Origin of the sequence: Limnobacter thiooxidans (genome assembly GCF_036323495.1) — a bacterium.
In the GTDB taxonomy this organism is placed as follows: Bacteria; Pseudomonadota; Gammaproteobacteria; order Burkholderiales; family Burkholderiaceae_B; genus Limnobacter; species Limnobacter thiooxidans.
Genome location: NZ_AP028947.1, coordinates 1808609 through 1833299, shown reverse-complemented (window position 1 = coordinate 1833299; position 24691 = coordinate 1808609). Strand labels below are relative to the sequence as shown.

General features: G+C 52.4%; 21 protein-coding genes and 2 tRNA genes. 14 read left to right on the top strand and 9 right to left on the bottom strand.

The genetic code is table 11. The annotated features are described in order from the left end of the window. Positions 1 to 40: 40 nt before the first annotated feature. The 3 genes from RGQ30_RS08435 to RGQ30_RS08425 are packed head-to-tail and all read right to left on the bottom strand — an operon-like array spanning position 41 to position 2065. Positions 41 to 778: an arginyltransferase gene (locus RGQ30_RS08435; protein WP_130556339.1), complete on the bottom strand. Its 738-nt coding sequence runs from the start codon at positions 776 to 778 to the stop codon at positions 41 to 43. Next, positions 765 to 1493: a leucyl/phenylalanyl-tRNA--protein transferase gene (aat, locus tag RGQ30_RS08430; protein WP_130556340.1), complete on the bottom strand. Its 729-nt coding sequence runs from the start codon at positions 1491 to 1493 to the stop codon at positions 765 to 767. The genes RGQ30_RS08435 and aat overlap by 14 nt, the downstream gene beginning before the upstream one ends. A gap of 8 nt (positions 1494 to 1501) precedes the next feature. Continuing rightward, positions 1502 to 2065: an NUDIX hydrolase gene (locus RGQ30_RS08425; protein WP_130556341.1), complete on the bottom strand. Its 564-nt coding sequence runs from the start codon at positions 2063 to 2065 to the stop codon at positions 1502 to 1504. A gap of 191 nt (positions 2066 to 2256) precedes the next feature. On the opposite strand from RGQ30_RS08425, the gene RGQ30_RS08420 reads away from it, so the two are divergent. The 8 genes from RGQ30_RS08420 (at position 2257) to RGQ30_RS08385 (ending at position 13488) form a co-directional block, all read left to right on the top strand. After that, positions 2257 to 2332: transfer RNA gene (locus RGQ30_RS08420), tRNA-Ala, on the top strand. Positions 2333 to 2348: 16 nt separating this feature from the next. Next, a tRNA-Glu gene (locus RGQ30_RS08415) sits at positions 2349 to 2424 on the top strand. 813 nt (positions 2425 to 3237) lie between these two features. Next, positions 3238 to 4044, top strand: coding sequence for an NYN domain-containing protein (locus RGQ30_RS08410; RefSeq protein ID WP_130556342.1), 807 nt, complete (start codon positions 3238 to 3240; stop codon positions 4042 to 4044). A gap of 580 nt (positions 4045 to 4624) precedes the next feature. Next, on the top strand, positions 4625 to 7321 hold the full coding sequence (locus tag RGQ30_RS08405; protein ID WP_130556343.1) for a hypothetical protein: 2697 nt from the start codon (positions 4625 to 4627) through the stop codon (positions 7319 to 7321). A 213-nt stretch (positions 7322 to 7534) separates the two neighbouring features. Further along, a complete protein-coding gene (locus RGQ30_RS08400) occupies positions 7535 to 7738 on the top strand; it encodes a hypothetical protein (RefSeq protein ID WP_130556344.1) in 204 nt (67 codons plus the stop codon). Positions 7739 to 7847: 109 nt separating this feature from the next. Next, the gene (locus tag RGQ30_RS08395; protein WP_130556345.1) at positions 7848 to 8927 is read left to right on the top strand and encodes an efflux RND transporter periplasmic adaptor subunit; all 1080 of its coding nucleotides are present in this window, start codon (positions 7848 to 7850) and stop codon (positions 8925 to 8927) included. Beyond that, entirely contained in the window at positions 8924 to 12052 is a 3129-nt protein-coding gene (locus tag RGQ30_RS08390) for an efflux RND transporter permease subunit (protein WP_130556346.1), read from the top strand. Before RGQ30_RS08395 ends, RGQ30_RS08390 begins: the two co-directional genes overlap by 4 nt. Beyond that, a complete protein-coding gene (locus RGQ30_RS08385; RefSeq protein ID WP_130556347.1) occupies positions 12049 to 13488 on the top strand; it encodes an efflux transporter outer membrane subunit in 1440 nt (479 codons plus the stop codon). The genes RGQ30_RS08390 and RGQ30_RS08385 overlap by 4 nt, the downstream gene beginning before the upstream one ends. A gap of 13 nt (positions 13489 to 13501) precedes the next feature. Here the strand turns inward: RGQ30_RS08385 and RGQ30_RS08380 are convergent, their stop codons facing one another. Beyond that, a complete protein-coding gene (locus RGQ30_RS08380; protein WP_338284334.1) occupies positions 13502 to 14980 on the bottom strand; it encodes an OmpP1/FadL family transporter in 1479 nt (492 codons plus the stop codon). Positions 14981 to 15258: 278 nt separating this feature from the next. On the opposite strand from RGQ30_RS08380, the gene RGQ30_RS08375 reads away from it, so the two are divergent. Then, positions 15259 to 15813, top strand: a complete 555-nt coding sequence (locus tag RGQ30_RS08375; RefSeq protein WP_130556348.1) for a hypothetical protein — start codon at positions 15259 to 15261, stop codon at positions 15811 to 15813. Here the strand turns inward: RGQ30_RS08375 and RGQ30_RS08370 are convergent. Beyond that, on the bottom strand, positions 15810 to 16610 hold the full coding sequence (locus RGQ30_RS08370; protein ID WP_130556349.1) for a crotonase/enoyl-CoA hydratase family protein: 801 nt from the start codon (positions 16608 to 16610) through the stop codon (positions 15810 to 15812). The genes RGQ30_RS08375 and RGQ30_RS08370 overlap by 4 nt on opposite strands. A 151-nt stretch (positions 16611 to 16761) precedes the next feature. On the opposite strand from RGQ30_RS08370, the gene RGQ30_RS08365 reads away from it, so the two are divergent. Continuing rightward, entirely contained in the window at positions 16762 to 17940 is a 1179-nt protein-coding gene (locus RGQ30_RS08365) for a PcfJ domain-containing protein (protein ID WP_338284333.1), read from the top strand. Positions 17941 to 17956: 16 nt separating this feature from the next. On the opposite strand, the gene RGQ30_RS08360 is transcribed toward RGQ30_RS08365, so the two are convergent. The 4 genes from RGQ30_RS08360 to yjgA all read right to left on the bottom strand — a co-directional run bounded on the left by RGQ30_RS08360 (position 17957) and on the right by yjgA (position 20167). Beyond that, the gene (locus RGQ30_RS08360) at positions 17957 to 18214 is read right to left on the bottom strand and encodes a DUF3717 domain-containing protein (RefSeq protein ID WP_130556351.1); all 258 of its coding nucleotides are present in this window, start codon (positions 18212 to 18214) and stop codon (positions 17957 to 17959) included. A gap of 122 nt (positions 18215 to 18336) precedes the next feature. Next, complete coding sequence (locus RGQ30_RS08355; RefSeq protein WP_130556352.1) at positions 18337 to 19014, bottom strand: alpha/beta hydrolase; 678 nt, start codon at positions 19012 to 19014, stop codon at positions 18337 to 18339. Next, complete coding sequence (gene mog, locus RGQ30_RS08350; protein WP_130556353.1) at positions 19014 to 19616, bottom strand: molybdopterin adenylyltransferase; 603 nt, start codon at positions 19614 to 19616, stop codon at positions 19014 to 19016. Before mog ends, RGQ30_RS08355 begins: the two co-directional genes overlap by 1 nt. Then, on the bottom strand, positions 19613 to 20167 hold the full coding sequence (yjgA, locus tag RGQ30_RS08345; protein ID WP_298217192.1) for a ribosome biogenesis factor YjgA: 555 nt from the start codon (positions 20165 to 20167) through the stop codon (positions 19613 to 19615). The genes mog and yjgA overlap by 4 nt, the downstream gene beginning before the upstream one ends. Before the next feature lie 27 nt (positions 20168 to 20194). Between yjgA and pmbA the strand changes: the two genes are divergently transcribed. The 4 genes from pmbA to RGQ30_RS08325 all read left to right on the top strand — a co-directional run bounded on the left by pmbA (position 20195) and on the right by RGQ30_RS08325 (position 24685). Further along, positions 20195 to 21547 (top strand): metalloprotease PmbA, encoded by a 1353-nt coding sequence (pmbA, locus tag RGQ30_RS08340; RefSeq protein WP_338284332.1) that lies wholly within the window; start codon positions 20195 to 20197, stop codon positions 21545 to 21547. 19 nt (positions 21548 to 21566) lie between these two features. Further along, positions 21567 to 22643, top strand: a complete 1077-nt coding sequence (locus tag RGQ30_RS08335) for a TRAP transporter substrate-binding protein (RefSeq protein WP_130556355.1) — start codon at positions 21567 to 21569, stop codon at positions 22641 to 22643. 214 nt (positions 22644 to 22857) lie between these two features. Beyond that, positions 22858 to 23526 carry a response regulator transcription factor gene (locus RGQ30_RS08330; RefSeq protein WP_130556356.1) on the top strand — a complete coding sequence of 223 codons (669 nt, stop codon included), beginning with the start codon at positions 22858 to 22860 and terminating at the stop codon, positions 23524 to 23526. A gap of 10 nt (positions 23527 to 23536) precedes the next feature. Next, complete coding sequence (locus RGQ30_RS08325) at positions 23537 to 24685, top strand: sensor histidine kinase (RefSeq protein ID WP_130556357.1); 1149 nt, start codon at positions 23537 to 23539, stop codon at positions 24683 to 24685. The last annotated feature ends 6 nt before the right edge of the window (positions 24686 to 24691 follow it).

The following is a 24691-nucleotide window of genomic DNA, read 5'->3' as shown; positions in this document are numbered from 1 at the left end:
AGAGAGGAACAGCCCGAATTGTAACGGGTATTGCTTGCGCTTATTCGTGTCGAGGCTCAGGCAACGTTTGCCACACATTGTCCTGCAACACTTCAGCGGCTGAAAACTTGGCCTTGTAAGCCATTTTTTCGCTTTCCCGTATCCAGTACCCCAGGTACAAGTAAGGAAGTTCAAGGTCGCGGCACTGTTCAATTTGCCAGAGCACGCCATACACACCCAGGCCACTACGTTCCTCGGGATCGAAGAAGGTGTACACCGAAGACAAGCCATCGGTGAGAATGTCGATGATGGACACCATCACCAGTTTGCCTTCCGGGTTGCGAAATTCGACCAGCCGGGAGTTCACGCGGGTTTGCAATAAAAACTGGGAGTATTGTTCGCGGCTGTCTTCGTCCATACCGCCGCCATGGTGCCGGGCTGACTGGTACTTCAGGTATAGCGAATAATGCTCCAGGTTGAAGTGCAGGCGTTGCACACTGGGTTTCAAATTAGAAAACGCTTTGGCAGTTCGCCGTTGGCTGCGATTGGTTTGAAACTGGCTAATCTTCAGCCGCAGCGGCTTGCACGAATTACAACCGTCGCAATGCGGTTTGTAGGTAAACAGCCCGCTGCGACGAAACCCCATTCGCACCAATTCGCTGTACACATCGGCATTGATAAGGTGGCTTGGCGTGGCCACTTGCGAGCGAGCCAGACGGTTGTCCAGGTAGCTGCAAGGGTAGGGCGCAGTTGAATAAAACTGCAACGTGGAAAAGGGCAGTTCCTTAGGTCTGGTCATACGTCCATGTCAGTTCGCGTGGTTCCCAATTCAAGGTGGGCTGCACAATGGAATTCGCCATTTCAGTTTCAAACACCTTTCGACTCACCGTGCGGGCTCCCATGGACATTAAATGCCCGGTCGCCTGCTGGCAATCAATTATGTGCACATTCTGCGATTTTAGCCAATACACAAAATGGGCAAACGCCACTTTAGAGGCATCGGTCTGTGTGGAAAACATGCTTTCACCGTACACCATTTTTCCCATGGCTACACAGTACAGGCCGCCTATCAGTGCATTGCCATGCCAATGCTCAACTGAGTGTGCAAATCCGCGGTGGTGCAGTTCCACATAAGCTGCAATGATTTCTTCCGTGATCCAGGTGCCATCCTGTCCGGGCCGTGGCGCGGCACAAGCGCGCATGACCCGCTCGAATGCCGTGTTGAGTCGAATTGCGCGTTCCGGGTCAAGGGCGATTTTTTTGACTGCTTTGGCCAAGGACCTGTGCAGTTTGAATTCTGCAGTGAACAACACAGCACGGGGGTTTGTACTCCACCAAAGAACGGGTTCATTGTTGGAATACCAGGGAAAAATGCCCTTGGCATAACTGGCCTGCAGCCAGTCAGCATTGATCTGGTGGCTGGCTGCAAGAAGGCCGGGCGGGTATTGCAATGCCTCGTCAGTGGGAGGGAAATCGGATGGAGAGTCGATCCAGGGAATAGTGGTTCTACTCATCGTCCGGTTCAGACCTTGAACTGCGATGCGGCCCAGTCGGTGTGGTCGTACACATCGCCCGTGTGCAAAGTGTATTGCCCGGCTTTTCTGTCCGCGAAAAACAGGCTGAGTGTTTTTGAAACGGTTTTAAAAGCCAACTCGTCCCAAGGAATTTCTTCCTCCGAGAACAACTTTACATCCAGACTTTCTTCGCCCGCACAAAATTCTGCTGAGGACATTTCTGCACGAAAGTAAATGTGAACCTGCTCGGCGCGAATCACGTCGAACATGGTAAACAACGGACCCAGTTTGATTTTGGCGCCTGCTTCTTCCCAGGTCTCGCGTTGCGCACCTTCGTGGGTGGTTTCATTCAGTTCCATGAAGCCGGCAGGCAGGGTCCAGAATCCATAACGTGGCTCAATGGCGCGCTTGCAAAGCAGCACCTTGCCTTCGAAGGTGGGTATGGAGCCAACGACAATTTTCGGATTCACATAGTGAATTACGCCACATCCCGGGCAGCAACTTCTTGGTCGGTTGTCACCTTCGGGTATGCGAAGCTCGAGGGGGGTGCTACATGTGCTGCAATATTTCATTTGTGATGTGCTTCTGTTTTTTTGTAAAAATCACTTGCAGTGTAACCGACAAATATGTGTATAATTCGACCTGCTCAAATTGCTGAGGCAATGCAGGCAGAAGGCGATAAGTTTTAAAAGTTTTGTTTAAATTTAATCAACAACGTGTTGACAAGTTAATCAAAATAGTAAATAATATTGGTCTTCGCTTCGGGGGTATAGCTCAGCTGGGAGAGCGCTTGCATGGCATGCAAGAGGTCAGCGGTTCGATCCCGCTTACCTCCACCAAAGCACACAGTTTTAGGTCCCCATCGTCTAGAGGCCTAGGACACCGCCCTTTCACGGCGGTAACACCGGTTCGAATCCGGTTGGGGATGCCAGTTACGGCAAAAGGCAGTGATTTCAAGAAGTTGGAATCGCTGCCTTTTTATTTGCCCCTTCGATTTGTATTTGTTACCAAAATCGAGGTAACAGTGTTACAAGATTGAGGGGATGACAAGCGCGGTCAGGCTACTTTGCAATGCAGGAAGTAGGCAATTCACACAGATTCCCTCAATAGTTCTTCCGAGGTTCAAGATATTCTTGACCGTGGCATTTCCGAGCACACCCTCCCCGTAAGTTTTGAAGTCGAAAAGTGAACTTTGCGCGCTTGCAATGAATGCCTGTCCTTTTCCGCTTAAGCATCAGGCGCCAGCAAAGATCTTCGCTCGCTCAACCCCTACGCCACCTGATGTACGAACCGAGACGCAGTTTGTCTGAGTTTGGCCGAGGTCTCTAGCGCACTTGGTGTACCGGAACGTTCATACACTATAAGCAGCTCCGTCGATACGACCTTCAACTTTGGGTGTTTGTTTAAACAGAGCTTAAGTCTGCGCGTGGGCCAGGCGTAAGTTTCGCCGGCAAGTTAACAGTCAAAAAAAGAGTATCAGGCCTTAGACGCAGGCATAAAGGAGGAAAGATCGATGATGTTTTTCATGGCCTGAAAGTCCAGTATGCGTCCCGAGGTACCTACCTGACTACTGTTCTCATTTTTCCATTTATTTGCAAGCCAAAGTCTCGCAGATTTTTTGCTTAGCTTATTTATTTTCTTGATTTCCAAATGACGAAAAGAGACTGTTTACATCCGTTTTTTTACTCACATTAGTTGGGGCACAAGCGGTATCTTTTTGGACCATATATTCGAACGGTCTCTCATGGTATCTCCTCGCCTTATCGCAAAAATTGAATCTGAAGAGCCCGCTTCACGTCTTGCTGTACTGATTGATGCAGACAATGCGCAGGCAGCGGTGATAGAGCCCATCCTCGCGGAGATAGCCAGATTTGGTGAAGCTACGGTAAAGCGTATTTACGGGGATTTCACCTCGTCAGCCAGTGCAAGTTGGAAGAGGGTACTTCAGAAGAACGCTATCAAGCCGGTTCAACAATTTGCGTACACGATTGGCAAGAACGCAACTGACAGTTCACTCATCATTGACGCCATGGATTTGCTATACACCCGTAAATTCGACGGTTTTTGCTTGGTGACCAGTGATAGCGATTTCACCGGCCTTGCCATGCGCTTACGTGAAGAGGGGTTAACAGTTCTAGGGTTTGGTGAGAACAAAACCCCTGATGCATTTCGCAGCGCGTGTCATAGATTCATACTGACTGAAGTTCTGCGTAGCAACCAGAGTGAGAACGTAGAACCTCTTGCCATTAATAAAACCAACCAGGCAGAAACTGAGCTGAGTCCCTCTACGCCAAATATCGTCTCAAAATCGCTGCTTCCTACTCAATTTCTCGTAAGCGCACTTGAGCAGTCCAGCGATGAGTCTGGATGGTCGCATTTGGGAACATTCGGAAGTTATCTGACAAAAATCAAGCCAGATTTCGATTCACGCGCTTACGGTTTTAAAAAGTTGTCTGAGCTGGTGAAATCGCGAGTCGACCTTTTTCTGACTGAAGAACGCGTACCTTCCGGACAACAAAACAAGCAGCTTTATTTGAAGCGCAAAAAATAGCCCATGCCCGGGTGATTTGATACTTACGCTTAAGGATATGTTTCATGGCTTCATACAAGGTGGTCGATTGTGAGTTTGAGTTTAAATGCCCTGTTCAGTGGCGGTCACTACAGAAAACTCCATTTTCTGATATTAGGTTTTGCTCGCATTGCAACCAAAATGTCTGCAAATGTCGAACTGATGAGCAGCTAAAATGGGTTAGAGATAACCGTTTATGTTGTGCGATAGAGTCTGAAGGTCCGAACGACAGAGATACTGTAGTTCATACTTTGGGACTGCCAATACTCTCTTCGGAGTAAGGTTTTTGAATCACGTTGTTTCAACAGGGTAGTGACTAGGCAGTGATTTCATGGTCTAACACCCCCCGATTGGTTTCAATCCAACAAAAATTGCAACCTATTGTTAAAGACCTGGATGTTGGTTTAAACCCTCTAGCAACTTCAATCAATCTATCCCCTCAACTGAACCCGCAGGGTCGAGGTCTCCAGCTAATTTGGAGTAAATCCTCTTCATTCTTTTTGAATCTGTCGCAAGCAATTACAAGTAATACCGACAACACTAGCTAATTTACCGAGGAATCATGGCGCAAATTGTAATCAAAGCAGGAGAACTTGCTGTATCCCGTGGAGAGGAAAAGGTTTTACTTGGACCTGGAGAGCCTGTGCTCTTTGGTGATGAAATTCTGAACCAAGCCAGTCAAGATGCGGTTGTTGAAATTGGCTCGTTCGTACAGGGGCAAACTCCTTCAACCCTGACGCTTCAACCGGGTGCCAGCGCTAAAATTCAACGCAAGGTCGACGAGGCCACAGGCATCGAACAGGCTGAGGTCGTACCCACCTGCGAGCAAGGTGTTCTTCTGGACAACGAGGAAGACGAGCTTGCCTCTGGCGTGCTGGCTCAACAGCAAGGTTGCGGAGTTTTCGGATTGGTTGGTGGCGGTCTTCTCGCTGCGGGCAGCGGGCCATTGGCAGCCGCTGCTGCAGCCGGTGGCCTGTTGCTTCTCTCAGATAACGACGATTCCACGGGAAGTTCAGACACTCCATCCAATATGGGTTCGGTTCCTCCCTCTCAAGCGGACCAAGCCAACGGTTTGGCTGGAACTGTAGACAGTGTCAGTGAGGGTGTAGCACAAACGCCTGCAGCCCCATTGACTCAAGTATTGGAGCCAGTCGCCCAAGCGTTGACAGACGTTGGCTCAGCACTGGATGGCGTAGCAGAACAAGACCCCACTGGAATCGTTGATTTGGTGTCCGAGGTGGTTGGTGTTGCTCAACCAGGCAGCGGCTCTTCTGACAGTGGTTTAGTGGGTGGCGTAAATGGACTCGCTGCGGCTTTAGATGCCGGAACCAAAGATACTCCGTTGGCGCCATTGGTCGAACCTTTGGCCAATCTTGTAGGCTCAGACTCCGGGAAGACAACAGGTGTGGCCTCTGCTCTGGCCGGGCTAGGTTCCGTATTGACCAATGACGAAAGTGCGCTCAACCCATTGACCTCTGGCTTGTTGGGTCCAATCGTGGGTGGTTCTGGTTCAGCAAATCAAGGGCTTCCTTCAACCTTGAATCAGGTTACTGACGGTCTGGAGTCTTTGACTTCAAGCGACAGCGCATTGGCACCACTCTCGCCTGTCACATCAGGTGTATCGGAAGTGGTGAATACCTTGGCAGATGGCCTGTCGCAGGTAGGCCAAGCTTTGGACGAAAACAAAGATGCTGACCCGACAGGTGTTGTCGATTTGTTGGCGGAAGTGTTCGGGGCACCCGTGGAAGCTGGTGCAACACCTGAAGGGTCACAAGTGGATGAATCAACAACTGGCCTTGCAGGCTTAGTTGGTGATGTGGATTCTGCCTTGGCTCAAACGCCACTTGAACCTTTGACCGCACTGACTAACCCGGTTGCTGGAGTACTTCTGACGGTGGGAGATGCAGTTGCAGGCGTTTCTGAGCAGGACCCAACAGGAATTACCTCATTGCTTGGAAATGTCGTAGGTACAAATGACACAAGCAGTTCGACAGACTCAGGGCTGGTTGGTGCGGTAAACGCACTCGCCACAGGTTTGGACAAGGGTACAGCGGGCACACCTCTTGACGTGCTGGTTGACCCGTTGGCTAGAACTCTGGGCAGTGACGAAGGACAAACAAGTGGGGTCGCGCTTGGGCTCTCAGAGCTTGGTGGTGTACTCAGCGAAGATGTCAGCCCCCTGGCTCCCTTGACAGCCGAGTTGCTCGGTCCTGTGGTCGGAACTCACGACGGCTCATTCAATGGCCTGCCAGGTACGTTGGACGGTGTTTCATCGGGGCTTGAAGAACTAAGCAATCAAAGCGCCCTGGAGCCCCTGAGTCCACTCACCGACGGTGTAGGTGCCTTGTTGGCAACACTTTCTGATGGCATTGAAATGGGCGGAGACGCACTTGCGGAAAATGCCTCGGTTGACCCAACAGGCACACTTGGCCTGTTGGCTGAAGTTTTGGGCGGGGACGTAGTCAAATCTGAACCAACTCCACAGCCTGAAGGACAAACAACAAACGGCGTAGCCGGCTTGTTGGACGATGTAGGCACAGGCTTGATTCAAACTCCACTGGCCCCCGTTGCAGGCATTACCGATGCCTTGGCCTCTGGTCTGGTTCAAGCGGGAGACGCACTGGGGGGTGTAGCTGAACAAGACCCCACAGGACTGGCTACGTTACTAACCAACATATTAGGAACCACCGATACGAAGGCCAGCGAAGACACTGGCCTGGTTGGAGGCATCAACTCACTTGCAACTGGCTTGGATGAAGGAACGACGGGTACACCCTTGGAAGGTCTGATTGACCCAGTAGCTGATTTACTGGGTTCGCAAGAGGGAAGTACATCCGGGGTGGCTGCCGGAGTAGGCGCACTGGGAACAACTCTCGCCTTGGATTCTTCTCCATTGAGTCCGCTGACAAGCGGTCTTCTTGCACCCATCGTTGGTCAGTCTTCAGGAGTTGAGAGCGGCTTGCCAACCACTCTGGATAAAGTTGCAGACGGACTCACCGACTTGACGAGTGACAGCGCCCTGCAACCACTTGCGCCAGTGACAGAAGGCGTGAGCACCGTGGTTAAAACTGTCTCTAATGGTTGTCGTGGAATTGGCAGACAGGTCAGCGAGTTCGCACAAAACGACCCCTCCGATGTTTCTTCACTGGTCGGTGACTTATTGGGTGGCAGTCGTGGCCGTGGCCGTTCAATTGGACGTCGCGATGCGGACAGCGATTTGTTTGACTCCGATTCGCTGGGACTCGATTCCTTGATTTAAGGCGTTTAATTCAAAGGGCTCACTCTAAGTGAGCCCTTTTTGCTGCTAGCAGATGCTCTTGTGTTTAAAAAAACCTGACCCATCAAAACCAATCGTTTTGAGAGCCCACAAGGCTAAAGCGTTTTTTTATTGCTGTCTTGCTTGCACTTGATCTGGTTACGTGTAGCATAACCCTGCCAATATTGGCCCATTGCATTTTTTCTGTGCGTACCCATGAGCCCGACGCCCCACAAACTCATCGCATTTTCAGTTGCCCTCCTGGCACTGCCTTTGATTGAAGGCTGTGCTGTGGCCAGCGCAACTGCAGGCGCTGCAATTTCAATCACCGGTGCAGTGGTTTCCACGGGAATCAAGGTCACTGGCGCAGTTGTCGAGGCAGGCATCGATGCTGTCAGTGATGACGATGGCGACGATTAACACCTTTAGTCCCATTTAATTTCCGAACTTAATGCCCGCGCGCGGGTCTGCAAGCAGGTACTGTCACGCGTGGTAACCTTCCACGTGAATTTTGCTGTGGGGTCCTGGCTTGTTTAAACGTATTGCTTACCTTCTTGTATTTATCCTTCTGCTGGGCGCGGCCTATGCCGTGTCGCAAACCGCGATGGTAGGAGAGGCTGAGCAACAGCCTCCGCAGAGCAACAAGGGCAGTGCGCCCAAAGTTCTGGTTGAGCCGGTGAAGCTTGAGTCCACCGCAAGTAATTTTGGTGCTGTTGCAACCGGGTGGGCAGACAAGTCTGCTGAGATGTACGCTGTGGTTGATGAAAAGGTCACCAAGGTCTTCTTCAAACCCCAGCAAAAGGTCAAGCGTGGCGATTTGCTGGTTCAGCAGGATGATCGGGAAGAACAACTCGCCCTGCGTCTTGCCCAGGTACAGTTGGCGAACACGCAAAGTCTGCTGGATCGCTACCGGCAGGCGGTAGACAAGGGAGCCGTGCCGCAAACCCAGGTCGACTCCGCACAAGCTGACCTGGATGCGGCCAAGGTTGCAGTTGAACAGGCGAAGCTGGCTATTTCAAATCATCAAGTTCGAGCTCCTTTCGACGGCGTGGTTGGAATCACTGACATTGATCCTGGCCAGCGCATTGCGCCTGGCGTATTGATCACCGGCGTTGATTCACGTGAAATCATGTACGTGGACTTTGATGTGCCTGAAGCCGTTGTCGGGCAACTCAGCCCGACAAACATGAAACAGATTGAGGTCAAGGCGAGCACCCCGGCTGTGCCCGGACGCTCGTTCAATGCGGAAGTGGTTGCGCTGGATAGTCGTTTGAATGCTGAAAAGCGTACCTTGCGAGTGCGGGCAAATATTGCGAATCCTGATGATCTGTTGCGCCCCGGCATGTCTTTTTCTGTACAAATGGCGGTAAAAGGCCAACTGCTTCCGGCTGTTCCTGAAATAGCCCTGCAGTGGGATCGGGAAGGGTCTTATGTATGGCTTGTTCGAGATGGCAAGGCAGACCGCGAAAATGTGCAGGTAGCCGATCGCCGCCAGGGTAGGGTGTTTGTGGTGGGCAATGTTCGGGAAGGCGAAACCGTGGTGGTGGAGGGGGGCCTTCGACTGGCTGAAGGCACCGCCGTGGAATTGGTCAAGGATCCCTTGCAATGAGCCGCGCCACCGAGGGTTTGACCGCGCTGGGTCTCAAGCGCCCGGTGCTGATCGTGGTGCTGAACCTGTTGATCATGTTGGCTGGTGTCGTGAGCATGTTTGGGGTCGAGGTGCGAGAGCTTCCGGACATTGATCGACCTGTTGTCGTGGTGCGCGCTGTCTACCAGGGTGCATCACCAACCACCATGGATGCGGAAGTAACCTCCAAGGTGGAAGGCGCAGTAGCCAGGGTGTCAGGGGTGCTGCGCATACAAAGTTCCAGTGAAGAAAACAACATGCGCGTCCGCATGGAATTTTCCCCTGATATTGATGTGAACGTGGCCGCCAACGACGTGCGTGAGGCTGTCAGCCGAATCACGGGTCAACTGCCTGCCAATCTGGATCAATTGTTGGTGATCAAGGCCGATGACGATGCGCGGCCTGTGGTGCAACTGGCAGTGGTTAGCAATACCCTTGCCATGCAAGACCTGGCGGAACGGGTTGAGCGGGACCTAGTGCCCGCTTTCGTGTCTGTAAATGGTGTGGCTGACGTGCCTTTGAATGGAAGCCAGCCCCGAGTGTTGCGGGTACTTCTGGACCCCGCCAAACTGGCCAGGTACGGCATGGCGGCAACCGATGTATTGGCCAGTTTGCAAACCATGAATCTGGATGTGCCGGCTGGCAGTTATTTGTCCGGAAAGCAGGAACTTCTGGTCCGGGCGAACGCCTCCACGATTGACACCGAAGCAGTCAACGCCATCCTGATCAAAAATGGTGTTCGGGTGGGCGATGTGGCCCAGGTGTACTACGGCCCCATGTCGGCTGAATCCTATTCACTGCTCAATGGCCGCGCAGTCGTGGGGATGGGTGTGTTGCGGCAGGCGGGTGGCAATACAATCGCGATTGCCAGCGACATCAAAAAGCGCATGGCTGAAATCAATGCCCAGTCCAAAGATTTGCAGGTGATCCTGATCTCCGACGACTCTGTGTTCATCAAGGGCGCATTGCAGGAAGTTCTGACATCGCTAGTCATCGCGGTACTGGTGGTGCTGGTTGTGATTGCCCTGTTTTTGGGGCAGTGGCGGGCGGTGTTGATCCCCGCAGTCACCATGCCGATTTCACTAATTGGCACCCTGGCTGCAATCTGGATGGCAGGGTTTTCAGTGAACATGCTCACCTTGCTGGCACTTGTGCTGGCCACGGGGCTGATCGTTGATGACGCCATCGTGGTGCTAGAAAATATTCAGCGACGCAAAAAACTGGGTGAGTCAATCACCGTGGCATCGGTCATGGGCACTCAGCAGGTGTTTTTTGCAGTCATTGCGACCACGGCTTCTCTGGTGGCTGTGTTTTTACCCATTGCCTTTTTACCTGGGGAAACTGGCAGACTGTTCCGTGAATTTGGAATGGTGCTTTCCATGTCGGTGATTATCAGCACCTTCGTGGCACTGAGTTTGTGCCCCATGCTGGCAGTTCGGCTACTACGTGACGACATTCCCCTTACCGGTCGTTCAGCGCGTTTCATGGGCGTGATGGAAAGCTTCGGCAGCCGTGTTTCCAATTTCTATTTTCAGACCCTGGACAGGTTTTTAAAACACCGGGTGATTTTCCTGTTGGTTTTCGTAGGTATTGCAGTTGCGGGTGGCTGGACATTTACCTTGTTGAGCCAGGAACTGGTACCACCTGAAGATCGCGGACGTCTGGTGGTCGACTTCACCGGGCCAGACGGAGCTTCCCTTGAATACAGTGGCCGCCAGGGCCAGATCGCAGAAAACATCATTCGGCCTTACCAGGAAAAGGGGCTGATTACAGACATGTTCACGATCGTAGGGCGATACGACAAAAACCGTGTGGCCATTCAAGCCAATCTTGCGGACTGGAGTCAGCGCGACACGACCCAGCAGGAACTTGCGGCAAAGCTGAGCAAGGAATTGTCCAGCATTCCTGGTGCCCAGGTGCGGTTTCAGAATGAGAGCAGCCTCAATATCCGCGGTGGCGGCGGAGGGCTGCAAATTGCACTGTTGGGCGATGATTACGACGTGCTTGCCAACAATGCGGATTCGCTGGCCGATGCGTTGACGGAAAGAATTCAGGCAGTTCAAGACGTGCGTGTGCAATATGACACCTCACAACCTGAATTGGGTTTTGAAATTGACCGGGAAAAAGCAAGTGACCTTCAGGTGCCTGTCAGTCGAATCACCCAGACCTTGCAAATCATGGCGGATGAATACCGCCTGCTCGATCTGAGTGTCGGTGATCAGGCGGTACCCGTCATGCTGGGGGCAAGTGGTGGAAGCCTGACGTCACCCTTTGATTTGTTGAACGTTTATGTCAGCAGCGAGACAGGGCAGCTGGTGCCACTGGCCTCCATGATCACGGTACAGGAACGTGGTGTTGCCGCTGAGTTGGACAGACATGCGCAAAGGCGCGCTGTTGAAATGAACATTGGTATTCCGCCTGGCACAGACTTGGGGCGCACCATGCAGGAAATTCGCGCAGTGGCTGAAAATGTGCTGCCCGCGACTTCAACCCTGATTTTTCTGGGTGAAGCGGCTACCCTCGAGGAAACTTCGAATGAAATGTTCATCACCTTTGCCGTGGCATTGGCGGTGGTTTTCCTCGTGTTGGCTGCTCAGTTTGAGAGTGTAGGAAGTGCTTTGGTGGTGATGTTCACGGTACCTTTCGGACTTGCTGCAGCGGTGTTCGCCTTGTTGGCCACCAATCAGTCCTTGAACCTGTTCAGCCAGATTGGCTTGGTTTTATTAATCGGCTTGATGACCAAAAATGCAATTTTGCTGGTCGAGTTGATGGACCAGTTGCGTGATGAAGGCCACAGCATCGAATCGGCCGTGCGCGAAGGTGCACGTCTGCGTTTGCGCCCGATTGCAATGACCGTGATGTCAACGCTGCTGGGTGTTTTGCCGCTTGTGTTGACTTCCGGCCCCGGGGCTGAGGCACGAGAAGCTATAGCCTGGGTGGTGTTGGGAGGTTTGGGGTTGTCGACCTTGTTCACGCTTTACCTGGCGCCAATGGGCTACACCTTTGTTGCGCCATTCATGAAGCCCAGGGCACATGCTTCAGAGGAACTGGATGCTGAAATCAATGCCTACGAGGCCAGTTTGAATAAACGCAGGGAGGAGTCATGAACAGATTCACACCTGTTGCTGCTGTCATTTGTTCCATGCTGCTTTTTACAGCTTGTGCCACAGCTCCAGTGAACGAGGTACCTGTTCAATCCATGCCAACTCCCGAGGCCTTCGTTGCACAGGATATTTTGCAAAACCTGAGCGGGGTCAGTGAAGCGGGTGTTGCCAGCGTGCGTTGGTGGGAGGGTTTTAATGACCCAATTCTCGACCAATTGATACAGACCAGCCTTGAAACCAATTTCCAGATCGCGGCAGCTGCTGCCAGCGTGAGGGAAGCCAAGGCGCTTTTGGCGCTCAGCGACACCGGAAACTCCCTGTTGGTCGAGCTGGATGGGCAACTCACGGGTCAAAGGACCGACCGCAGTAACTCTGCATCGAACACGTCAAATTCTACAGGCAGTAACAGTCGCAATGAACGCAACGCTGTGATTGGATTGGGCTTCGCTTTACCGGTTGATTTGGCGGGCAAGGTGGATCAGGAAGTTCGCGCTGCTGCGGCTAATCTGATGGCTGTTCAGGCTGGCTTGCGCGCACAAATTATTTCGACCAGCACGGACGTAGCGCAAGAATACCTGCGTTTGCGCGGCAACCAGAAGCAACTGGCCATGCTGCGTGATTCTGTTGCCTTGCAGGAAAAAACGCTGGCCATTGTGCAGGCACGTTTTGAAAGTGGATTGTCACCTGAACTGGATGTGAGGCGAGCCGAAACATCAGTTGAAACCTTGCGTGCCAGTGTTGCGCCATTGGAGCAGGCCTTGCGCCGTTCCATGCATCAACTGGCTACCTTGGCAGGTCAGTTTCCGGGCGCTTATGATTCCTTGTTGACTCCGGTGGGCGACTTACCACGCTACAGCCTCGGTATTCCACCACGTTTGCCTTTGCAAGTATTGCAGGCTCGTCCCGATGTGCAATTGGCTCAAGCGCGCTTCGCGCAGGCCGCTGCGGAGGTGGGTGTGGCACAGGCCGATTTTTATCCGAGTCTGGACCTGATGGCAAACATTCAGGTCGGAAGTTCGGTACTGAACTCGAACCCCGCCACCGGCATTCTGATTGCATCGCTTTCGGCTGTGCTTGATCAGGTGATCTACGACGGCGGTGCCCGCGATGCCCGTCTGGATGCAGCAAAAGCTCGTGCCGAAATAGCACTGGCTGATTATGAACAGGTGCTGCGCACAGTGACGTTGGATGTGGAAAATGCTTTGTCGGCTATTCAGGCGTCTGTTGCGCGGCAAACCGCCTTGAACAAAGCCGTGGTATCAAGCAAACGCAGTTTTGAGCAAGCAGATGCTTTGTATCAACTTGGGCTGGTCAGCTTCCTGGATGTAGTGGATGCCCAGAGGGTGTACGCCAACGCTGAGCAGGCTTTGGCCACCGAACAAACCAGCTACGCAACGCTGGTTGCCAGTTTGTTCCGCGCCTTGGGGGTGCAGGCTTGATGCACCTGGAAATTTAGAACCGTTCGGTAAACCCGACTCCAAAAAAATGAGTGTCGAGTTGCACGTTGCCTTGAAAATCACCGCCGCGTACCTCTTCGGGCCGTATTCCCTTGTTGGCCCCAACAGGTGCAGGGTCAGTGTCCAGTTTTTGATAAGCGAAGTGGATACTGGTGTCTCGACTCAGGTCAAACTGCCCGCCGAATGAAAAGTACTGGCGATCACTGTCCGGCAAAAATGTGACCCGTGTTGCATCGTCAACGGCGCTGTTTTCCACTGCGTAGCCAGCCCGCAAGGTAAGTCGTTTGTACAGCTTGTAGTTCAAGCCAACTCGGTACGATTCGGTGGCCACGAAGTTCTGGGGAATGTTTTCCAGCGTACGGCCGTTTCTTTCACGCTCAAAGTTCAGTTTGGTTACCGAGAAATCCTGGCGGGTGTAGGTGGCCATCAGATCCAGCTTTGGCGTGGCATGGTGAAACAAGCTGACACGCAGTTCATCGGGAAGGGTAATTTCCTGCTTGATGACTTGTTCTGATGCAAGATCGTCCGCAGCCTGGATGGTATCAATCCCTTGAAGCGCGGCGAGGCCAGCGTTTGATCGCAGGCTGTCCTGAAACCCAGCCAGTTGAGGGTCATTCAAAACAAATTTGCCCCTGTTCCCGGTGAACCTGGTTTTTGGTCGGTATGAAACACCAATCCGGGTATTTGCGGTGGGTTCCCACAGACCACCTACCTGTGTATTGAATGCCCAGCCGAACATGCGCAACCCACCATTGGCTTCACCTTCTGGCGTTTGCAAAATCGCATTCGCCAAGTCTGGGGTCAATAAGCACAGGGTTGTACAATCGCGTTCCACGATGTCCGCAACCGCTTTGCGGTAATTCAGTTTTAGCTTGAGTGATTGAAAATAACGTTCATAGGAACCGTTCATACCCAATGACAAAGTGGGCGTCACTTTGTAACCAAAACCCAAATTGAGACGGATTACCTTCAAATCGAAATCTCGACCCTGATTGCGTCCAGGGAAGTTTTCGTCGTAGTGAAGCACCAATCCGTGAGAGGCTGCAGCGCCAAAACCCATCACGAGCCTTTCATTGACTGGAATGGCAATGAACAGATTGGGGGCCAAGGCTGCTGAATCAAAGCCGTCTTTCCGGCTGAATACTTGCCCGTTCTGACCTTGCGGTGCACCCGAACTGGCACCATCGTTGTTTTGTGTCGAGGTGTAATCTGTGCCAATCGTGATGATTGCAGCGCCTTGGGTCAACTCTGCGCGCTTGAATCGGGTCAATGCAGCGGGGTTGGCGAACAGCACTGAGGCATCGCCGGCTTCTGCTGCCTGACCGGCAGAGGCGTTACCCATTGCACTGATACTGTTGGCATCAAAAGCTGTACCACCAGCGTAGGCCATGGAAGACACCGCACTCAAAATCACGGTGGTAGAAATTCTTTTCAATAGAAATTGGGAAGTCGTCTTCCGGACGGAAGAATGCATGGTTTTTGTCTCCGAAAAACGTGGCTGGTCACTGGCTCGGCTTGATTAGCTAGAAGTAGTGACTTTTTTGTAGTCATTTCAGTCTATCACCAAAGTTCAAAAATGTTACTTTCAAGTGTCGAACTAGGTGAGGCACTCTAAAGTGCTTGCCAAGCTTGACTCTCAAGGAGAAACCTGAAATTCCACGCGTTGCGGCTAGTCCATTCATGCGATTGCGGAGAATGTTAAAAACACCGTCAATGGCTGTAAGTAATTTGCTGTCAGTACAAGGGGTCAACATGTTGTTTAGCTTGAAAAAAGGCAGTGCATTTTTTGCAGCAGGCGTACTCTGGGGAAACTGGTTTGTTCCGGCCTTTGCCATGGCTGAAAGTCAGCCTGACAAACTAATGTTGAAGTCTTCTGTTCAATTGGTTTTGAACAAGGCCATTGATGCAGATAAAAAGCTGGGCAAGGTACAAGCAACCCGATCAGTGCTTGCCAACCTTGAATTGTTTCGCGGGGTGACTGTGGATCTGGATCCACCAGCCCATGCAGAAATTAAGGACCGTGAGAACCGGGAGTCCACACCATCCGCAAAAAGCAACTCGCCAGTCAAGGCACTGTACGGCGGCTTGCAAATTGCGCTGAAAGACAATCTGAGCCTTGTTTACTCACCGGGACGCTTGTCCCGGGAGGGGTTTGATGCAAGTAGCCAAGGGTTGTACTTGTTGACGGGTGATGGTGGCCATGCCAACTGGTTCGTGGGTGTGGAATCAGTGAACAATTCAAGGTCTTCAGACATTCGGCGCAATGCAAATACTGCGCAATTTGGCGTTATTGTGAGCCTCGACTAAACCGTTTCTCCGTGGCGACCCAGCCCATCCTTGAATGCAGTGGCGCCTTCGACTGTTTCACCCGAGGTCAGGGTGTTCAGGCCGAACTCAAACTCTTCTTCAAGAGCCTCACGCTCACCAAATCCCCACTGCGTCAGCACGCTTTGCCGATCATTTCGCATGCAGGTTTGTGGGTGTTTGCTGAGCAATACCGCCAGTTCGATTGCTCCTTCAAGCGCGCTTCGAGTGGTTTCACGCCGATTGGCCAATCCCCAGGAAAAAGCCTCTTCGGCAGCAATAGGGCGGCCGGTCAAGATCATGTCCAGCGCCCGGCTTTGCCCAATCAATCTGGGTAAGCGCACCGTACCGCCGTCTATCAGTGGTACGCCAAAGCGTCTGCAAAACACGCCAAAAACGGCTGTATCATCTGCCACGCGCATGTCGCACCAAGCGGCAAGCTCAAGGCCACCGGCGACACAATAGCCCGACACCGCAGCAATAACCGGTTTGCTCAATTCCATCCGACTAATGCCCATGGGACCTGCGCCGTGGCGTTCCATGCGGTTGACCCTGCTCGGGTCTCCGGATGCAACAGCCTTCAGGTCAGCACCGGCACAGAAGTTTCCACCTTCCCCAGTCAAAATCGCCACTCGGGCAGCGGCGTCGGTCTCAAAGGCCTGAAATGCCCGTTCGAGTTGATCCGCGGTGTAACGATCCACGCAATTGCGCACCTCAGGACGATTAATCGAAATGGTCCAGATCTCGCCTTGCTGTAAGATCTCGATGTTGACGGGTTCTTCTGCTTTTTTGTCCATCATGCGTTTTTTGTCTGACTTTGAATTGAATACAACACCCAGCATACCGCGAGTTCGGTCTGCATTTTTGCCGGCGCGGTTCGTCAGTACACGGACAGGTCTCTTTTTTGAATGGGGTTTGCGTCGACGCGTGAAGCTGCAGGAAAGTTGTGCCGTGCTGCTCAGTGATGAAGCAGCGTGGAATTTGAAATCAGAATTGATGCGCTCTGTGTGGCAGCCACCGCCCAGCATCTGCATCCCGGATTCTCTGGCCGATACACGGCTAGATTTGGTGCTTGAAGCAACCAGTTTGCAAGACATTCAGCGCGCCTGGACCGCTGCGATCAAAAAACGTTTTGGCATCGACGTGTTCAAGATAGCTTTGCGCATTATTCCTCGCAACACAAGTCTGTTCGACTTAAGTCGCGTGGCTGCGTTTAAAAGCGTGTTAAGCAAGCGGTTGTGTGAAAACCCAGCCCTGGCGCCTTTGTTGGCGCAAGATCCCGGCATGTGGAGCAACCTGCCCAATTGGCGCGTGGTCAAAAATCGCATGCTGGCCCAAGGCCTGAGCCAACAAACCTGGCGCTGGTTGGCTCGCCAGCGCGCAGGGTATGTGGCGCGAGTCAACTGGTCGCAATTGAGTCACCTGAGTTGGGTTAATTTTCATGCGGCACTGGGTCGCGACATGCCGATTTCCTGGGTGGACAAGCAAACGGCTGCATTGCTGGGTTTTGGCGGCTTGGGAACCTGGCTTCGACGAAATCATGAAAACCTGGGCAACGATGCAGCGTTGAATATTTTGCGTGCGGTGCGATTGGCTTTGCAACGGCGTGAATCCATGGGCAAGGCCGAACATCAGCATGAACTTGCCCAGCAGGAGTTTCCCTTGATAGCTGACTGGTTGCTTGGCAGTGCCGCCAGCTCAACCAAGCGGCCAGTGGTGATTTCAAGGCACTGGACTTACGACACCTTGATGGCAAGACAGGCGCATTGGCATTTGGTTGAGCACGACCTGGACATGGGTCGACCCAATGTGTTTTGGCCCGAGGTACTCGGAATGGGCAGCCTGGGAAACAACGTCGATTTTATTGAATTGAATTCCTTGAATGCCTTGTTGTCAGAGGCGAAAAAAATGCACCACTGCGTGCCGTCTTACATTGATCGATGCATGGCTGGCGATGTGTGCATTTTCCACCTGCAGATCAAGGGACATGCACCGCAGCGGGGTACCTTGGAGTTTCAGCGCCTTGGCCTGAATGGCTGGCAAATTAGCCAATTGAAAGGCCCTTGCAATGCGCCCGTTTCAAGTCAATTGTGGAGTGCAGCGCACCTGCTGTTGAGCCGAATTCACTGAATTTTAATCAATGAGTTCAAGCGGCTTTGTGCTGTTGCTGGGGTGTGAAAGCAGACTCCGCATCTTGCAGGGCCTTTTTGGCTTTGCCTGAAAACTCAGACCGAGGGATCTGGTTCATCTGAAACAAGATCATGTGTGCATACACTTCTGCCAAACTGGCCGCTTGCGGACACAAGGTCATCGTGTCGCGTGCAGAAGGGATTTGCTGGCGCCAGTAATTGATGGCGCGCTCAAGGTCTGCAATAGACACATATTGGTTTAGCTGAGCTGACATGTTTGGACCTGCATAAAAATCGCTTGGGTTGATTATAAACCAAAAGCTGTTTTTTTATACAGTATATTTATGGTATTTAACCCCGCTTTTGATTTGTTCAACAGGGTTTGTGGCTCAGTTGCTCACAGCACTTTCTTCAGAAACTCTGCAATTTCAACGACTTCCTCACCGCACACGGAATGTGCCATGGGGTAGGTGTGCCACTGCACAGCAAATCCTTTTTCTCGCAACAATTCGACTGCCTTTTCGCCGCGTTCCATCAACACAATGTTGTCTTGCTCGCCATGCGCGGCTAGTACTGGCGTGTCTATGTTAACCGTATTCATTTCAGTATTCAGGCTGCTTTCACAGGGCAGGTAAGTGGACAGGGCAATCAAGCCCGCCAATTTGTGCGCAGTGCGCACACCCGTTTGGTAAACAATGGCGCCACCTTGGGAAAAGCCCGCCAATACAATTTGACCCGGTTTAAAGCCCATTGCGATCTGGTCTTCGATCAAACTTTCCAGTGTGGCCTGACTCTGGCGCACGCCAGCTTCATCTTCCTGACGCTGCAGGTCCACGTTGCGAATGTCATACCAGGCGCGCATCACATAGCCGCCATTGATACTCACCGGAATTTTCGGCGCATGCGGAAAAACAAACCGGGTGCTGGGCAAGCCCAATTGTTCCAGTTCTTTCACAATCGGCACAAAGTCATAACCATCCGCACCCAGGCCGTGTAGCCAGATCACGCAGCCACTTGGGTTGGGGCCGGTTTCCACGACAACGCATTCAATATCCGTGTTCGGCTTGGTGCTCATTACGCATTTCCTTGTGCAGGTTTGCGAATGGCTGATTTGGGCCGAAACGCGTTGATTACTTCAGGATTGGTTTCCAGATACGGTCCGCCAATCAGGTCGATGCAGTAGGGCACAGCGGCAAAAATGCCTTTCACCAGACTGTTGCCTTCCTTGTCCTTCAAGCCTTCCAGTGTTTCGGCAATTGCCTTGGGCTGGCCTGGCAAATTAATGATCAGGCTTTCACCCCGAATTACCGCCACCTGGCGCGATAAAATGGCTGTGGGCACAAAGTGCAGGCTGATCTGGCGCATCTGTTCACCAAATCCCGGCATTTCCTTGTTAGCAACAGCAAGGGTTGCTTCAGGTGTTACATCGCGTTTTGCAGGGCCTGTGCCACCCGTGGTGCAAATCAAATTGCAGTGGTGTTCGTCGGCCAGTTTCTTCAAGGCGTTTTCAATGTCTGCCTGTTCGTCGGGGATCAGGATTTCGACAAATTCAATCGGGTTCAGCAGAGCAGCTTGCAACCAGGTTTTCAGACTAGGGATACCCTGGTCTTGATACACACCGGCAGAAGCACGGTCGCTGACCGACACCAGTCCGATTTTCACGGCATCGAAACTCATGTTTCGTCTGCCTCGGCCTTTTCTTCAATGAGGCGGTAAATGATCTGGAACAATTGCCGGAAGTTTCGAGGCGCTTTTTTTGCAGCCCGTTCCTGAACGGCTTGACGAATGATCGGATTCAAGTTTTCACGGGCCGCCGCCGGATAACTTTCGATGAAGGTGGCAAGAAGGCCAGGTTCTTCAATCAGACGGTCGCGCCATTGTTCAGCTGCATGCAGGTGAAGCACCTTGAGCTTTTGCTCCACGGTTTCGCCGTTTACCCAGGCTTGTACTTCCTCGTGCTCTTCATCACGCATCAGCTTGCCGATGAACTGCATCTGGCGCTTTTTGGCACCAAATGACTTGCATTTGTGGAATTCTGCGATTTCGATCAGCAGGCGTTCGCCGATCGGTGCCCGCTTGACTTTGTCATAGGGCATTTCGCACAGGGTTTTACCCAAATCCTGCAGAGCCAGCATGTCGCGCTTGACGGCAGACTTGCTGGGGCGATCATATTCTCCAAACTCGCCCTGATTTTCGTTTTCTGGTTCCATGGGCTGTATATTAGCCATTTTTGGCAGCATTTTTCGCAGGGCAATATGGGCTTTAGCTTTAAATCCGAGACATTTCAGGAATTAACCGAATACGCACTGAAAAAAGCCAAGTCGCTGGGTGCCACCGATTGTGCGGTGGACATCAGCGAGGCGGTTGGCCAGTCGGTCAGTGTGCGCATGGGTGAAATCGAAACCATTGAACACACCCGCGACAAAAGCTTTGGTGTCAGCGTATTCAAGGGAAAAAAAAGAGGCAATGCCTCGTCCTCTGATTTTTCAATCGAGGCCATTGATTTAGCAATTCGTGCCGCGCTTGACATCGCCAAGTACACAGCGGCAGACAAGTTCGCTGGCTTGCCTGAAGAGGCCAACATCGCCAAGCGACACCGAGACCTGGACCTGTATCACCCCTGGAATCTGAGCACCGCCAAGGCGGTCGAAAAGGCCCTGGTGATGGAGCAGGCTGCATTTGATGTCAGCAAACAGATTCGAAATTCCGATGGCGCCAATGTGTCCACAGAATCAGGACATTTCTTTGCGGCCAACAGCAAGGGTTTCAAGGGTGGCTACCCGTATTCCCGTCATTCCCTGTCCGTGTCACCTATTGCACAGGCCAAAAAGTCGAAAGACAGCCCCATGCAGCGTGACTACTGGTATTCCTCCGAGCGCAAGGCCAAAGACCTCGCCAAGCCTGCAAAAATTGGGGCCTATGCTGCCGAGCGTGCACTGGCCCGCCTGGGTTCCAAACCAATTTCCACCCGCAATTGCCCGGTTATTTTTGAAGCGCCGATTGCCGCCAGCCTGGTCAGCCATTACGTGGGTGCCGTGTCGGGTTCTTCGTTGTATCGCAAAACCAGCTTTCTGCTGGACTCTTTGGGCAAACAGGTGTGGGCACCGCACATCACCATCAAGGAAGATCCGTTCATCGAAGGCGCGCACGGCAGCTCACCTTTTGATGAAGAGGGTGTGAAAGTGAAAGCCCGCACCGTGGTTAAAAAGGGCGTGTGCAACGGCTACTTTTTATCAAGCTATTCGGCCCGCAAACTGGGCATGGAAACCACGGGCAATGCCGGTGGCACCCATAACCTGATTTTGAGTTCAAGCAAAACCGTCAGTGGCGGCCTGGATGGCTTGCTCAAAACCATGGGTACGGGTTTGCTGGTCACCGAGATGATGGGGCAGGGCGTCAATGGCGTGACCGGCGATTATTCTCGCGGTGCATTCGGCTATTGGGTGGAAAACGGCATCATTGTTCACCCCGTGGAAGAGATCACGATTGCTGGCAATTTGAAAGACATGTTGGCCAACATCGTGGCTGTAGGCGACGACGCTTACTGGCGCGGTAGCAAGCATGTGGGCAGTATTCTGGTTGAATCCATGACCGTTGCCGGAACCTGACAATACCAAGGAGATATCGATGGAACGCCGTTCCTTCCTGAAAAACGCGGGCATTGCTGCTGCGGCAACAGCTGCTGCCCCCGCACTTGCAGCAGACGGCCCCAGCGTGCGCTGGCGCCTCACTTCAAGTTTTCCGAAAAGCCTGGATGCCTTGTGGGGGGCCGCACCGCAACTGGCCAAGCGTGTGTCGGAATTGACTGGCGGAAAATTTGAAATACGTCCCTTCGCTGCCGGTGAAATTGTGCCCGGCTTGCAGGTGCTGGACGCTGTTCAGCGCGGCACTGTCGAATGTGGCCACACGGCCGGCTATTACTACGTCGGAAAAGACGCCACTTTTGCGTTCGAGGCGGGTTTGCCTTTTGGTTTGACAGCGCGTCAGCAGAATGCCTGGTTGTACCATGGTGGTGGTTTGCAAATGACACGCGATTTTTTGAAGGAATACAACGTCATCAACTTTCCTGGTGGCAATACGGGAACACAAATGGGCGGTTGGTGGCGAAAAGAAGTTAAAAATTTGAACGACCTCAAAGGCCTGAAAGTTCGAATTCCAGGGTTTGGCGGCAAGATCATGGCGGCTTTGGGTGCCGTGCCACAAACCATCGCAGGCGGTGACATCTACCCCGCGCTGGAAAAAGGCACCATTGATGCTGCGGAATGGGTTGGGCCTTACGACGATGAAAAACTCGGTTTTCAGAAAGTTGCCAAGTTTTATTATTATCCTGGCTTTTGGGAGCCAGGGCCTACCCTGAGTTTTTACATCAATCTGGACGCCTGGAACAAACTGCCGAAAAGCTACCAGGCGGCACTGGAAGTGGCTGCAGCTGAAGTCAATGTCACCATGACCGCTGAATACGATGCAAAAAATCCGGCTGCCTTGAACCGATTGATACAGTCTGGCGCGCAACTGCGAATTTATCCACGCGATATTCTGGATGCTGCCTACAAGGAAGCCGAAAAACTGTACGCGGACGAGTCAAAAAACAACGCCAGGTTCAAGAAAATATTCACTTCATGGAATCGTTTCCGCAACGACCAAAACAACTGGTTTCGGGTTGCAGAGAATTCAATGGCATCCTACATACCCAGATCGAAGTAAGTTTTTGACCTACTCCTGACGGGTCAGATATAAAGAGCGGCTTGAGGGCCGCTTTTTTCGTTTAATGGAACCAAAAGCCCGCCACAAGTCACCTAACGCAGTGTCGCCCCTATCGGGGTTGTACGCATTTCTTTTGGCTGTCGTAATGAAAACCGTGGACGCTACACACACTACGGCGACAGTTTCTGGCACTTGACTTGTATGGGACAACTCTATGTCAACTCCTAATCAGCTACGCGTTTTTATCATTGATGATCATCCAATCATTGCAATGGCTCTTCGCGACATCATGAATTCACGCTACACCGATCTGGAGGTCAAGCTGTTCAGTCGAATCGGCCCCGCCTTGGAACACAGTCGGTTTGAACAGCCAGATCTTGTTTTACTCGATCTGGGCCTGCCCGATATGGCTCCTGAAAAGGTGCTTGAAACCGCTTTGGAAACCTTCGACTACAGCCGAACACTCGTTATTTCCGGCAATGAGGAAATTCTGGGCGACATGGCCGACGACTATCCCGAAACCGAGTTTGTGTCCAAAGGGATCACCCAAGACCGCGTTCTCAGTGTGTTGGACAGCATGGTTTTGCGCCTGCGTCGCAACAACTGGACCGACCAGATCAGCCAGAAAAGCCAACATTCCAATGGCTTCACAATTGGTCAGCGCATGGCCCGCATCACCGAGCGGCAAGTGTCGGTGTTGTATCGAATTGCCAAAGGCGAATCGAACCATGAAATTGCTCAAAACCTGGGGCTGTCCCCAGAGACTGTGAAAACCCATGTGCGCAGTATTCTGGCGCGTTTGAACGCCCGTAATCGCTTGGAGGCAGCCATGTTGTACCGGGCCTGGCAAGAGCAAAAAACAGACGAGGTGTATTCCGATTAAATACATCCGCATGAAACACTTCAACCGGCTAAGCGCCTGGATTCAGCAGCATTACGACGCCTGCCTGTTGGCGTCGCTGTGCCTTCTCCCCTTGTCTTTTCAAATTGTGGGTCTGGAAGCCGGTGCGCAGGCCCAATTGGCTTACATTGCCTTTGTCAGTGCGTGTGTGTTGAATGCCAAGGTGTGTTGCCGGCGTGCCTTTCGTGTTCCTCCCACCGAGAAGCTGTGGTTCCTCCTGTTTGTTTCATCTTTCGGTGGCTGGATTTTGTCGCTTTCCTGGGCGGCCATCAGCTTTTCCGTGCTGTGTTGGGTGACCCCTTTCACTTTGCTGGCTGTGTTACTTGAACGCCAGCACCGGTACAGCATCGCAAAGCAGCGAATTCAGAAACGGCGCATTCAGCAGTCACGCTGGCGCAAGGCCAAACACGCAGTGCTTAGCGAATGGAAAGACCGTCTGCGTTGGCTGGCGGGTGTTCAGCACGACATGCGGCAGCCTTTGCATGCACTTGGGCTGCTGGTGGGCCATCCTTCACTGGATATGCATCTGCAAAATCCGCAATCCAGCCAGGTTATTCGCCAGATGACCAGTTGCCAGCGTTGGTTGCATGACTTGGCAGAAAACATGCTGGAAGCAACCCGCCTTGAATTGGGTGAGCAACGCGAGAAGCGGATTGAGTATGTGTCGAGCACTGAACTTTGCAAGTCGCTGGAAGGCTGGATGGGGCAGTTGGCAGAGACCAAGGGCTTGACCTTCAAAGTCGACGTCGAGGAATGCCTGATACACACAGATGCACGCCGGTTAAAACGCGTGATGGGAAATCTGGTTTTCAATGCTGTTGAACACACCCACGAGGGTGGCGTATTTTTCTCATACAGGCGTCACGGTGGTGTTCACCGCTTCACGGTGAAAGATTCAGGCCCCGGCATACAAGATGACGTATTGCAAACCGGAGCGGACCGATCCTCTACCTTTGGCAGCGATTTACCCAAAACCGGAATCGGCCTGTACGTGGTCAAACGGCTGTGTCAGGAGATGGACTGGAACCTGTCCATGTGCAATGTCAAGGAAGGCGGTACGGTGTTTGTGCTGGAACTGGCGGATCGCATTCCGACCAAGGTAGGCGGCACTACAACTTTGGTGAACCAGAAGGCAGGTTAAATCTAC